The sequence below is a fragment of the Bacillus sp. 7894-2 genome (assembly GCF_002272225.1).
Taxonomy (GTDB): Bacteria; Bacillota; Bacilli; order Bacillales; family Cytobacillaceae; genus Cytobacillus.
In genome coordinates this window covers 99,724-112,944 of sequence record NZ_NPDG01000015.1, presented here as the reverse complement: position 1 = coordinate 112,944, position 13,221 = coordinate 99,724, and the positions used below count along the sequence as shown (strand labels likewise).

Annotated in this window: 13 protein-coding genes; 10 read left to right on the top strand and 3 right to left on the bottom strand. The window is 36.3% G+C overall.

The window, feature by feature from the left end; all coding sequences use genetic code 11:
- Positions 1 to 20 precede the first annotated feature (20 nt).
- Positions 21 to 557: an RNA polymerase sigma factor gene (locus tag CHI10_RS03550; RefSeq protein ID WP_095242948.1), complete on the top strand. Its 537-nt coding sequence runs from the start codon at positions 21 to 23 to the stop codon at positions 555 to 557.
- The gene (locus CHI10_RS03545; RefSeq protein WP_179288943.1) at positions 547 to 1,458 is read left to right on the top strand and encodes a stage II sporulation protein P; all 912 of its coding nucleotides are present in this window, start codon (positions 547 to 549) and stop codon (positions 1,456 to 1,458) included. Before CHI10_RS03550 ends, CHI10_RS03545 begins: the two co-directional genes overlap by 11 nt.
- A 102-nt stretch (positions 1,459 to 1,560) precedes the next feature.
- On the opposite strand, the gene CHI10_RS03540 is transcribed toward CHI10_RS03545, so the two are convergent.
- The 3 genes from CHI10_RS03540 to CHI10_RS03530 all read right to left on the bottom strand — a co-directional run bounded on the left by CHI10_RS03540 (position 1,561) and on the right by CHI10_RS03530 (position 5,841).
- Complete coding sequence (locus CHI10_RS03540) at positions 1,561 to 3,510, bottom strand: insertion element protein (RefSeq protein ID WP_095242946.1); 1,950 nt, start codon at positions 3,508 to 3,510, stop codon at positions 1,561 to 1,563.
- Position 3,511: 1 nt separating this feature from the next.
- The gene (locus tag CHI10_RS03535; protein ID WP_095242945.1) at positions 3,512 to 3,751 is read right to left on the bottom strand and encodes a hypothetical protein; all 240 of its coding nucleotides are present in this window, start codon (positions 3,749 to 3,751) and stop codon (positions 3,512 to 3,514) included.
- A gap of 323 nt (positions 3,752 to 4,074) precedes the next feature.
- Positions 4,075 to 5,841 carry an SLC13 family permease gene (locus CHI10_RS03530; RefSeq protein WP_095242944.1) on the bottom strand — a complete coding sequence of 589 codons (1,767 nt, stop codon included), beginning with the start codon at positions 5,839 to 5,841 and terminating at the stop codon, positions 4,075 to 4,077.
- Positions 5,842 to 6,238: 397 nt separating this feature from the next.
- Between CHI10_RS03530 and CHI10_RS03525 the strand changes: the two genes are divergently transcribed.
- The 8 genes from CHI10_RS03525 (at position 6,239) to CHI10_RS03490 (ending at position 13,203) form a co-directional block, all read left to right on the top strand.
- Positions 6,239 to 6,982 (top strand): sugar phosphate nucleotidyltransferase, encoded by a 744-nt coding sequence (locus CHI10_RS03525; RefSeq protein WP_095242943.1) that lies wholly within the window; start codon positions 6,239 to 6,241, stop codon positions 6,980 to 6,982.
- Positions 6,975 to 7,934, top strand: coding sequence for a dTDP-glucose 4,6-dehydratase (rfbB, locus tag CHI10_RS03520; RefSeq protein ID WP_095242942.1), 960 nt, complete (start codon positions 6,975 to 6,977; stop codon positions 7,932 to 7,934). Before CHI10_RS03525 ends, rfbB begins: the two co-directional genes overlap by 8 nt.
- The gene (gene rfbD, locus CHI10_RS03515; RefSeq protein ID WP_286137022.1) at positions 7,873 to 8,781 is read left to right on the top strand and encodes a dTDP-4-dehydrorhamnose reductase; all 909 of its coding nucleotides are present in this window, start codon (positions 7,873 to 7,875) and stop codon (positions 8,779 to 8,781) included. Before rfbB ends, rfbD begins: the two co-directional genes overlap by 62 nt.
- On the top strand, positions 8,778 to 9,236 hold the full coding sequence (locus CHI10_RS03510) for a dTDP-4-dehydrorhamnose 3,5-epimerase family protein (protein ID WP_095242940.1): 459 nt from the start codon (positions 8,778 to 8,780) through the stop codon (positions 9,234 to 9,236). The genes rfbD and CHI10_RS03510 overlap by 4 nt, the downstream gene beginning before the upstream one ends.
- Positions 9,237 to 9,252: 16 nt before the next feature.
- The gene (locus tag CHI10_RS03505) at positions 9,253 to 10,365 is read left to right on the top strand and encodes a glycosyltransferase (protein WP_286137019.1); all 1,113 of its coding nucleotides are present in this window, start codon (positions 9,253 to 9,255) and stop codon (positions 10,363 to 10,365) included.
- Between the two features lie 164 nt (positions 10,366 to 10,529).
- A complete protein-coding gene (gene gmd, locus CHI10_RS03500; protein WP_095242938.1) occupies positions 10,530 to 11,495 on the top strand; it encodes a GDP-mannose 4,6-dehydratase in 966 nt (321 codons plus the stop codon).
- On the top strand, positions 11,492 to 12,427 hold the full coding sequence (locus tag CHI10_RS03495) for a GDP-mannose 4,6-dehydratase (RefSeq protein WP_095242937.1): 936 nt from the start codon (positions 11,492 to 11,494) through the stop codon (positions 12,425 to 12,427). The genes gmd and CHI10_RS03495 overlap by 4 nt, the downstream gene beginning before the upstream one ends.
- A gap of 50 nt (positions 12,428 to 12,477) precedes the next feature.
- Entirely contained in the window at positions 12,478 to 13,203 is a 726-nt protein-coding gene (locus CHI10_RS03490) for a glycosyltransferase family 2 protein (protein WP_095242936.1), read from the top strand.
- The last annotated feature ends 18 nt before the right edge of the window (positions 13,204 to 13,221 follow it).

Sequence of the window (13,221 nt, the reverse complement as noted above, 5' to 3'; positions counted from 1 at the left end):
CATAACGAGGGGGGAAAAGATTGCCTAATTTTGAGAACTTAGAAGACAGGATTATTGAAGCATATCGTCAACACTATTTAGATGTGTATCGGTTTCTTATTTGCTTTACAGGAAATCAAAATGATGCAGAGGACTTGACTCAAGAAGTGTTTATTCGTGTACTTAACAATTGGTCCAATTTTAACACCGGCAATTTAAAAACATGGATTTTTTCAATTGCAAAACATGCTGCCATTGACCATCACAGAAGGAAGAAATTTAGTTCAATATTTGGGGAAGGATTTTTCAAACAAATAGTATCCACTGAAAAAGAACCTAATGAATTAATCGAACAAAATGAAACCAAAAGGCTGGTTCATGAAGCAATTTCAAAGTTAAAACCAAACTTTAGGGCGGTAGTCATACTAAGAGGCATAAACGAATTTTCAATAAAGGAGACATCTGAAATCCTTCAATGCAGCGATTCAAAGGTTAAGGTAGATTATCACAGAGCCTTAAAAGAACTTAGAAAGAAATTAAACATTGATGCAGAGGAGGTTATTGGAAATGCAAACTGATAAGGATTTGTTTGACCTAATTAAAGAATCGTATCCACTCAACCCTAGAGAAGAGTTTGTAATAGATACTTCTAATAAACTTAGAATAAGTGCAAAGAAATTAAATAAAAAAAGAAGAGTTAAACAATTTTCTTTTGCCTCAGCCAGTATTGCAATGTGTCTTATAGCAATATCATGGTTTTTCTTCTATGGCGGAAAAGACATACTTACCAACAATCTTTATTCTTCCCTTGGAGATGAAAAATCGTTGTCTTCAGTTAAAGAGCAAGAACCCTTAGTTTATATATATCAATCACACAATTTAGAGTCATTTTTCACAGAAGTTAAAACAAGTGATGCCAGTCAAGCTTTTCACGATACAAAAAATATCACATTAGTTGGTGAGAGATTAAGCCAATCATTGTTAAAGAGAGGTATTAATTCCATCCATGATAAAACCAATATAACAGCAATTTTAAAAGAAAAAAGCTTGTCTTTTAGCGAAACGTATACTGTTTCAAGAGAGCCATTAAAAGTCGCCCTGGAAAACAATAAAAGCATTAAAATGGTATTTGATATACACAGAGATTCAAGAAAAAGAAGTGAAACAACCATCAAGTTAAACGGAAAAGATTACCCAAGGATGGCGTTTATAGTATCTCGTTCAAGTATTAATTACGAAGATAATTTTAAGTTTGCTGAAATCTTGCATAAAAGAATTGAAGAAAAATATCCTGGCTTATCGAGAGGAGTCTTTGTTAAAGACAATCCACCAAAACAAAATACTTATAATCAAGACCTTTTTGGGAACTCAGTTTTATTAGAAATTGGTGGACCCGAAAACACATTGGAGGAAGAATATAAAACCGTAGATGTCCTTGCAGAGATAATTACCGTCCTACTTAAGGAACCTAATAAATGACAGTAAATTAGCGATAAAATGAGCAATGGAAAACTAATTCCATTGCTCATTATTATTTTTACTACGAAACTGAACTGTTTATTTTCAATTCACTTCTGTTCTTTATTGCATATAGATAATATCTTTGAGCTCAAATATTTTATCGGTTATTCCCAGTCTTTGTGCCGGTGTTAGATTTTCTCCATCTTTTGTTTTATAAGGCAAACAGAAATTAAAGTAAACTCTTAAAATTGTCAATGCGTATTGGGCATATTCCGGATTAAAATTGGCATAAATGTAACTTTTGCCGTCTCCTCTCGCAGTAACTAGAGGGCGTTCTAAAGGAGATAGCCTTCTCCTTATTAATTGAATAAACGCGTCAGTTGCATTGTGATTTACATCTAACAACATTCTAGCCAAATCTCGTTTTTCGTATGAGGATGCATCAGTCACACATTCGACAGTACGATAACCGTTATCCGTTGATGCAAGTGGATGTAGCAATGGATTATTAGCTCTTTTGTAATTCTTACCGTCAGGTAACAGTTCGTGAAACTTATGGTATTTTAGCAATTCGGACATATACTCAACTGCAATAGTTCTAAGACTTCTTGATTTAATATCATTTCTAGCAGCCCACTCAAACAACACTTCTCTGGCATCATGGTACTCTGTCATAGCTTGACTTAATGATTTATCCTTATCAACTTTTGACACGAAAACATGTCCATCGTATCTTTTGATTTCTTCGGCAAAAACTCTGTAAACTGCCGCTAGGATTGAATAGTCCTCGTCAGTTACAATTCTCCATTCACGTACATTCAGTGCGTTTTTAATTAGCCAATAATGGGCAAGAGTTGTATAAGTTGCGTTGACATGAATGCCATCTACGTACTTACTCCTGATTTCAAATTTATCAAGGTCATTTTCGTATTCTGCCTTGCTTTGATTGTCATTGGTGGTGGGTGGCATTGGATAGGAGGTAAAACCTCTTCTAAATCTTGCATTCTTTTTAGCCAATTCATGAAGATGGTCATCTTTATAAAGAACAGTATCGAGTGCTAGGTCATCAAGAGAGAAATTCCAATCGTAAGCTATATCAGCCCTGAAGACATATCTACTTTGCATTTCCGAAGTGATGACAATGTGTGTTGGGAATTTTGACTCCTCACTTCTTTCTGCCGGAGACTTCCTACCATGCCCCTTTTTCCTGACGTTGCTAAGATGGTATGTCATTTTATCCGTATTTAACCAACACTCACCAATATTTAGGTTCTTAAAAGCCTTCTGTTCATGTCTCTCTAGAAACTCAAGGCATCTTTTATAAACCAATTCGAGTTTCTCATAATAGGTCTTCACACCAATATCCAACATCTCGATAGTTCTATTAATCGCAACCTTGTTTACAACTGCTTTTGCCAAATCCAAAAGAATATCATTTCGCTTTTGATGGTAAGTAGTAGAATTCTTTCTCTTTGGCATTACAGAAGTAATTTTTAAGCATTTTTTACATTGATATCTCTGTGCTTTAGCTTTATTTATTCCTTTTTTCTTGAAACAATCCGCATCGGCAAAGGGCGTTTCATCCGAATAAATGCAGCCGCTTTTATGAAACTCGTAGTCTGGTTCTACATCTTGCAAGGTTTCTAAGGTAATTAGCCTTTTAATCTCTTCAACTACAGACCAATTTGATACGGTTTTGCAGCCACATCCTAAAGAAATTCCTTGTCCAGATTTTTCGGGGTCTGGGTTACATAATAAATCCTTTTCATCCCCAGCACCACCTAATTTGTACCTGCTTGGTTTGTTTTTTACATTTTCATACCTCTTTTGAGGCAATCCGAACCACTTGCAATAGGGATTAATACAAAAATTATATTGTATGTCGTACTGATTACCTTTCCAGATAAAACTCTTGGGGAGGTAAACGTGATGATGATATCTCTTCGCAAACTTCTTCGGGTCCATTAAGGGATAGTTCTTGATTCTATCCAAAATTTCCTCCTGGGAAACTGGCGACAATACATTAACAATGGTATCTGTATCGGTAGAAAGACGCTTAATTTTCGTCATTTTAATCCTCCGAAGGGTCTTCAATTCCAAGTAGGGTTAAAAGACGTTTATTATTGCGTTTTTTCTTAACCCAAGTTATGAAGTCTTCATCCAATAGAATGTTGGTTAAGAAAAAATCAATAACTTCATTCTCAGTGCGTTCTGAATACTCCGCATACTGCTTAACAATAGTCCTCGATTTCTCAGATACTAACCAATCCACTTTTTCAGAATTGAGATTTTTAGGTTTAAGGAAATTCAAATTTATCACTCCTTCAACAAAACTCTTTTAGCATACAAAATCGCACCTCAATTAGCAAGAGCATAATAAAAATTATGCTGATGCTAAACATTATGGGATTTAGATTGCGAGTTTAAACCTTTTACCTTTAATAAATACTGGAAATACAACAAAAAAGCAGAGCGAATTCATATGCGAATTGCTCTGCTATTATAGCTGCTTTTATATGTGTTTTTATATGTGCGGGTACCTCAAAAGAGAATGGCTTAGTATTGTACCGGGGTCATTTTGTTTATCCCAATTAATAACTTCCAATTCATGTTTATCCCTTTTAAAATCTGATTTCAAATCCAAACCCAATAGGCAATAAAAACAGATAGAATCATGCATATCAAACTCAAAGGGAGTCCTGCTTTAAAGAAGTCTGAAAATCTATAGCCTCCTGGACCATATACCAGCAAATTGGTTTGGTAGCCTATTGGAGTCAGAAAACTGCATGAAGCGGATATGGCTGTAAGCATTGCAAGCATCTTTGGATCTAAACCGGACTGAAGTGCAACGGTGTAGCCAATAGGAAACATAATGGCAGCTGTAGCAAGATTATTTAGGAGTTCAGTCATAATTAAGGTAACAAGATAGAATAAAAATAGAATTCCTATTATGCCTGTAAACGACTGAAACATTGTTAAAAAAGAAGCTATAAATTTTGCCAGACCAGTAGATTCAATTGTGTTCCCAATTCCAATAGAGCTCCCCATAATAATGATGACACTCCAGTTAATGGATTTTTTTGCTTCATTAACCGTAATAATTTTTGTTAGGACCACGGTCAGCGCTGAAATTAATGCCAGGCTGAATATGGACATCAGCTGAAATGCCGAAGAAAAAATGATTCCTATAAGAATCAATATGACCACGACTTTTTCCTTTTTTGTATTATTATGTTTATTTTCTATAGGAGATATAAAATAGAAATCTTCAGCATTCGTCCATGTTCTTAAAAAATCATGATTTGCCAGCAATAAAAGAATATCTCCCTTTTTTAAAACAAAATTTCCAATACCTGAAGTTGTAAATTTTCCATTTCTTTTAATGGCTACAATTGCTGCATTATACCTTGAACGAAATTTGCTTTCTTTAACTTTTATATTTAATAAAGGAGATTTATCTGAAATACCTACTTCTAAAAATGTAGCTGGGAGGCTATTATGTTCTTTCCTTTTGTCCCCCGAAACTTGTCTTAATCCAATAATATTGCAGACCTTTAATAATCCATCAGGGTTTCCTGAGAAAACAAGGATATCCCCTTCCTGAATAGGTTCATCATTTGGTGCAGGAATAATAGATTTCCCGCTGCGGATTATTTCAATTAAAAATAATTGTTCCAGATTGCGCAGCATGGCATCAATTATGTTTTTTCCAATTAATGTGGAATTTTCTTCGACACTAAATTTGTGGATAAAGGGCAGCTTTCCATCTTGGAATAACTCACTATTATGTGCTCTTTCGGGCAGAAGCCGATGACCTATTACTACAAAATATAAAATTCCCGCAACCGTAATAGGTATGCCAATATAGGCAAAATCAAACATTTTGAATCCGCTTAAGCCTTTTTCTGTTAATAATCCCTGAACAACTAGATTTGTTGATGTCCCTATAAGAGTAATAGTTCCTCCAAGGATAGCAGCATAGGATAAGGGAATAAGCAGTTTAGATGGTTTTACCCCATTTGCAATTGCCCATTTCTGAAGGACGGGGATCAGCATCGTTACAATTGGGGTGTTATTCATAAACGCAGATATGGCACTTGTTGGCACCATCAAGCGAAACAATATATACTGTATCGATTTGCTTTTGCTTAATATTCTCTGAATTATTGCGTGCAATATGCCGCTCTTGGATACAGCTGCTCCTACAATAAAAAGAAACGCAACAGTATGGACTGCCGGGTTTGCAAAACCCTTTAATGCTTCAGAGGGAGTCGTAATTCCCGCAACTATAAGAACAGCCAGTGTAAGAAAAACCATGAACTCTGCTGGAAACCATTCTTTAATGAGTCCAAAAAACATGATGGAAAGAATGCAGCATAGGATAATTGCATCGATATTCATAAGATATCTCTCCTGACAATTCCAAATAAGTAATCATATTATACCTATGTGATAATTTCATTTTTGCGTAGTTGTTCGCCTCGTTTTTCAAACAAATACCATTCTTTTAGAAAATTTTAGCGGCTTGCCAAATATTTTGGACAGGAATTAATGGAGTTGCCTATAACAAAAAGGACATAAATACATAAAGTAACTTAGACAGGTAGGTCCTTTAGAAAAACTAACTTTTTGAATAAATCTTTAAGTGGCAGAATCAGCAGGAAGAGAAAGTCTTTAAAGAAACAGCGATATGGTATTCCCTATGAATATTCCATGACTATCAGTGTTTCTTTAAAGATTTAATTTAATTTGGAGCTTTTCAACTGATTGAAAGGAATTGGAGGAAGGAGACATCTAAATGAAAGGAATAATTCTTGCGGGAGGGACAGGAACACGTCTATTACCTTTTACTAAAATCCTAAATAAACATCTATTGCCGGTTGGCCCCTATCCTATGGTCTATTGGCCAATTATCAAACTAAGGGATGCAGGAATTAAAGACATACTTATCATTACTAATGAGAAGCACCTGAGCTTATTTAAAGAAATGTTAGGTGATGGAAGGGAATTCAATATAAAACTTAAATTTCAATCACAGCAAAATGAGGGCGGAGGAATTGCTGATGCACTTCTAGCTTCGCGTGACTTTATAAATAAAGAAAAATTTGTGGTTGTATTGGGTGATAATCTCTTTGAAGATTCACTAACACCCCATATAAAAGCTTATGTAAACCAGAAAAAAGGGGCAAGAGTTCTTTTGAAGGAAGTCAGTAACCCAACACGTTACGGGGTTCCGAAATTAGATTTGCATGAAAAGAAAATACTTTCCATTCATGAAAAGCCAAGCAGTCCGCCTTCTTCTTATTGTGTAACTGGCATATATATGTATGATGAGGAAGTATTCAAGCTTATTAAAAGCATTAAGCCATCAGAACGAAATGAGCTGGAAATTACAGATGTAAACAATCTGTATATACAGAAAAACCAACTGGAATATGATATTTTAAATGGCTGGTGGATGGATGCAGGAACCCATCATTCGTTATTTTTGGCTCAAAAGTATATTTATGAAAATATGAAAGAAGAGGATCATCATGGTTAAAAATATTCTCGTCACAGGTGGAGCAGGATTTATTGGTTCAAACTTTATTTCCAGAATGCTTAAGAGTGAAAACTATTATATTACCAATATTGACTCCCTGACATATGCTTCTAATAAAGAGGAAATTCAAGCCTTTGAGAATTCAAATTATTATCGTTTTATTAAATGTGATATAGGAAATGAAATTGAATTAAATGAAGTCTTCGACTTGAAATATGAGGCTATTATTAACTTTGCCGCTGAGACACATGTGGATAGGAGTATTCTTAACGCGTATCCATTTATCAAGACAAATATTCAAGGAACATATAATTTATTGCAGGCTGTCCTAAAAGGAAAAGCAGGTAAAATGATTCATATTTCAACAGACGAAGTATATGGTTCCCTTACCCCTGAAGCTTCGCCCTTTACAGAACAAACTCCTCTTGCACCCAATAATCCTTATTCCGCTAGTAAAGCCAGCTCTGATTTGCTTGTCCGCTCTTTTTATGAAACCTACCAGCTCCCACTATTCATTACACGCTGCAGTAATAATTATGGACCTATGCAGCATACGGAAAAGTTTATTCCTAAAATCATTACAAACGCACTTCATAACCAGGAGATCCCTTTATATGGTGATGGATTAAATATAAGAGATTGGATTTTTGCAGAAGATCATTGCAGGGGTATAGAAATGGTCTTAGAAAAGGGAATTGCAGGTGAGATTTACAATATTGGCGGTAATGATGAGAAGACCAATTTGGAGGTAATTCAAATTATTTTAAACCAGTTAAACAAAGATATAAGTCTTATCAAGTATACAGAAGACCGCAAAGGCCATGACAGACGCTATGCAATGAATTCAGGCAAGATATCAAAGGAACTCGGATGGAAGCCAGAGGTTTCATTTGAAGAAGGGATCAGCAGAACGATTAGTTGGTATAAATCCAGATACAAAAGAAGAAGGTGACGAAATGGATATATTAATCACCGGCGGAGAAGGTCAATTAGGGAGGGAATTGCAAAAATTCCTTAGCAGTAAGCATCCTATCAAAAGTCTTGGAAAAAGAGAGCTTGATGTAACAAATAAAGAAGAGGCAGAGTTCATAATTAAACAGTTAAAACCCGATATTATTATTCATGCAGCAGCGTATACTGCAGTAGATAAATGTGAGTCAGAGAGAAAGAAGGCTTTTGAAGTTAATAGTTTAGGTGCCGGATATATAGCTTCAGCAGGGAAAAAAGTAAATGCAAAAATCATCTATATAAGTACTGATTATGTTTTTGATGGAAAAAAACAGAGTTCCTATACGGAGGATGATATTCCAAATCCTCTTTCGGTCTACGGGATGAGCAAATGGCTTGGTGAAAGAATGGTTCTAACCAATAGTGATGCATCGGTTATCCGCACTTCCTGGCTTTACGGACATGAAGGGAAAAATTTCGTTAAAACCATGCTTGCACTCGGAAAGGAAAACAGGGAAATAAGAGTTGTCGATGATCAGATTGGTTCACCTACCTACGTTAATGACCTGGCAGAAGTTATCGAACAAATAATGGATAAGAAAAATGGTATTTATCATTTTAGCAATACAGGCTCATGTTCATGGTTTTCATTTGCAAAACGCATTTTTGAAGAAGCAGGCTATGACCCAAATAAAGTACTGCCTATAACCAGTGCAGAATATGGTGTTCCCGCACAAAGGCCCGCCTATTCAGTATTGGAACATCAGGCAATTATAAATCAAGGCATAAAGACTCCCAGACATTGGGAGTACGCAATGAAAGAATTTATAAGGAAGGAGTTAAGAAAATGATAGAAGGAGTAAAAACTAAACAGCTTATAAAGCATTGCGACGATCGCGGATTTTTTGCCGAGCTTATCAGGGATGATGAGCCTGAGTTACTGTCAGGGTTTGGGCAGGCTTCCTGGTCCATGAGCTATCCTGGTGTCATAAAAGCATTTCATTACCATGAAAAACAAGATGATTTGTGGTTCTTTCCTTCAGGTAATGCACAAGTGGTCCTTTATGATCTTAGAGATAAATCATCCACTAAAGGGGAGACTAACGTATTTTATATGGGTGAGGAAAACCCTATTTTGCTTCTTATACCCAAGGGAATTGCTCATGGATATAGGGTACTTGGGGAAAAGCCTGCTGTCATCATTTATTTTACTACTGAATCCTATGATAAAGATAATCCTGATGAAAAGAGAATCAGCTGGGATGACCCTACTATAAACTTCAAGTGGAATACTGAATTCAGGTAACGTGAAAGGAAGAAAAATGATGAAAAAAGGCATTAACTTGATTGGCTACGCCAGAGCAGAATTTGGATTGGGAGAAGCCTGCCGTTCAGCAGCTAAAGCATTTCATGCAGCTGACATTCCTTTTTGCATTATTAATTTTCCGCACTGTCCTGCCAGGCAAACTGATTTGACATGGAGACACAAAGAAGTGGAGGGACCGATTTTTAAGACAAACCTTTTCTTAATAAATGCAGATCAGCTATTTATTCATTACCAAAATAATCATTTGAAAAAGAGATGGTTTATGAATCGGCATAATATTGGATACTGGCACTGGGAGCTTCCCATTTTTCCTGATTTGTGGAATAGCAGCTTTTCGATTGTGGATGAAGTGCTGGCTCCTACAGCATTTATAAGAAACTCGATTTCACAAAAGACCTCAAAACCTGTTAATATCATTCCGCATAGTATCTCTCTGGAAATTCCTCAGAAAATAAATAGAAAGTATTTTGGCCTTCCAGATAACCGTTATCTATTCTTAGCGATGTTCGATACAAGAAGCACATCAGCAAGAAAAAATCCCGCTGCAGCAGTTGAAGCGTTTAAATTGGCATTTGATAAGGGTGATAAATCAGTGGGTCTAGTCCTTAAAGTGAATAATGGCTCACATACCGCAGAAGAGTTGGATTACCTTAAACAAAGTGCAACCGGGTATGAAAATATCTATATAATTAATCGAATTCTAAGTCGTCAGGAAGTAAACGGATTAATTAATGTTTCAAATAGCTATATTTCCCTTCATCGATCAGAGGGTTTTGGTTTGCCAATTGCTGAAGCCATGTATTTAGGTAAACCTGTTATCGTCACAAATTGGTCAGGAAACACTGATTTTACGAAACCACATAACTCTTTTTTGGTTAATTTCACACTTAGTAAAATTAGCAAAGACCATGGTCCCTATCATGCAGATCAACTATGGGCTGAGCCTGATATTAGCCATGCGGCCACGCTGATGAAGACAATTGCTGGTAATCAGCAGCATGCAAGAAGAATTGGAGTGCAAGGAAAAAAAACAATTGTAAGGAAATTCTCGCCATTAACTGTTGGAAATATGTACAAGGAACATCTTAAAAGATTGAAACTATTATAGAAAAATAGTTATTTAAAGAACTTAAAGTCATTCGTGATAGAAAAAAGAAATCTGGGAATTAGCACATTTTGTACAAACATGCTCAAATCCACTCCCATTAAATAAACTCTGCGAATAAAATATTCTTAATCTAGTGAAAAATTTGGATATAAGGAGCTGTTCAAATGAAGAAAGCTTTAATTACAGGCATAACCGGGCAAGATGGATCATATTTAGCTGAACTTTTATTAAGCAAGAATTATAAAGTATATGGGCTTAAGAGAAGATCAGCCACTCCTAATGAAGAGAATATTAACCACATTGCAGAAAATATAGATATCATTCCCGGGGATCTGACTGATATTCCTTCTTTGATAAATGCAATCAGGATTTCTGATCCTGATGAAGTTTATAACCTGGCAGCCCAATCTTTTGTCGGCGACTCCTGGGGACAATCAATATACACCGGTCAGGTTACCGCTCTTGGTGTATCAAATCTTCTGGAAGCGGTAAGGCTTGTAAAGCCTGAAGCCCGTATTTATCAAGCCTCAAGCAGTGAAATGTTTGGCAAGGTATTAGAAATACCGCAAACTGAAAAAACTGGATTTTACCCGAGAAGCCCATATGGAGCTGCTAAAGTCTATGGACATTGGATGACAGTTAATTATAGGGAAAGCTATGGAATGTTTACCTGTTCGGGTATTTTATTCAACCATGAGTCGCCCCGCAGAGGCCTGGAATTTGTATCCCGAAAAATAACAGATGCTGTCGCTAAAATAAAGCTGGGAAAACAAAAGGAACTAAGATTAGGAAATTTAGACGCAAAAAGAGACTGGGGATTTGCAGGGGACTATGTAAATGCTATGTGGCTCATTCTCCAGCAGGAACAACCTGATGACTTTGTCATTGCAACTGGAGAAACACATACAGTCAAAGAGTTTGTTGAAATTGCTTTTAGTCACGTGGGTTTGGATTGGAGCCAATTCGTTGTACAGGATCCAAAATTCATGAGACCTGCTGAGGTTGATCTGTTACTGGGAAATCCAGAGAAAGCAAAAAGAATATTAAATTGGTCTCCAAGTGTATCATTTGAAAGTCTGGTAACAATGATGGTAGATTCTGACCTTAAAAGAAACAGTGGTAAACAATGAGAGCTTTGATTACAGGGGTTTCAGGATTTGCAGGCAAATACCTCGAAAATTATTTAACAAATCAAGGTGCAGAAGTTTTTGGAACATCAAGACAATCAAAACCTCCAAAGAAGTACTATACACTGGACCTCGCAGACAGGAAGGCTGCGGAAAAAATAATCAGAGAGGTAAAACCAACTCATATCTTTCACCTGGCAGGAGCAAGTAATGTAAGAGATTCATGGAAAAATATAAGCGATACATTTGAATCCAATACAATGGGGACTGTTAATCTGCTTGAAGCCGCAATAAATGCCGATACTGGCCCGCGCATCATTACAATTGGGTCTTCAGAAGAATACGGAAATGTCACTATACCGCTTAATGGCATAACAGAGGAGGCTCAAATAAATCCCATCAGCCCTTACGGATTAAGTAAGTCAGTTATTAATAAACTAATAAATCAGTATAAAATCTCGTATGGTATTGATGCTATTCATTTACGGCCTTTTAATCATATAGGTCCTGGCCAAAAAAGGGGATTTGTTACCTCAGACTTTGCCTATCAAATTGCCTTAATAAATAAAACAAAATCCAACAATGTATTAAAAGTGGGAAATCTTGAAGCAGTAAGGGATTTTACGGATGTTAGAGATATTGTTAAAGCCTATTATCAAATAGCTTTAAAAGGGAAATCAGGAGAATCATATAATGTATGTTCCGGCAAGGGAATTAAAGTACAAGAGATACTCAACATGCTGCTGTCCTTTTCAGCCAGGGAAATAATAGTTGAGCAAACAGCTGAAAATATGAGGGCTTCTGATATTCCTTTCTATGTAGGAAGCCCGAAAAAAATTAAAATTGCTTCGGGCTGGGAGCCCATTATTCCAATTAAAGATTCATTAAAAGATATTTATCACTTTTGGCTAAGCAGTCAGCAGGTAGGAGAATAGAGCAGTTTTAAAATCACTAAAATTGAGTAGGAGGAGCGAGGTGAAGATAAATGTCTAAAGCAAACATTAATAAAACTAACCTGAAAATAAGCTGTATTTTAACGAGTTATAATCGTCCTCAAAGAGTCCGTGAGGCCATTGCAAGTGTGCAGCAGCAAACGTATCCTAATTGGGAGCTCATTATTGTAGATGACAATTCAAATGCACAAACTAAAAACGTATTAAAAGGAATTGCAGATAAGGATCACCGAATTACATTAATTCACACAGGAGTAAGTCCGAAGGATCGCCCGAAAACAACCAGGTATGCAACCTGCATAAATTTGGCTTTGCAGAGGATAACAGGTGATTTAGTAACATATTTAACTGATGATGATATTTATTATCCAGCACGATTTGAGAAAATGGCAGAGGTTTTTCAAATGAACCCTCATATCTATGTGCTTTATGGCAAACAAAAAGTAATAGTGTTTTCGGGTAATAGGGTAAAAAGGACTTTTATTCGTCCATTAGTGGGAATAACACGGGAACCAATGGGGAAGGTTGATCATAATTCCTTTATGCACAGGCGATCCTGCTTAAAGCTCGTGGAAGGGTGGGATGACCACCCTGCCCATTGGAATGCCGGTGACGCCGCTTTTTTTAAAAGGCTTGTAAAACATTGGGATTTTTACCCCCTGCATGTATTAACCGATGAACACAGAATACATGGTAAAGGTGTTCAAAGGAAACTTCAACGCGGAAACAAACCATGGAATAGTGAAGATGCTGAGTAGGCTGATTTCCCATGATTG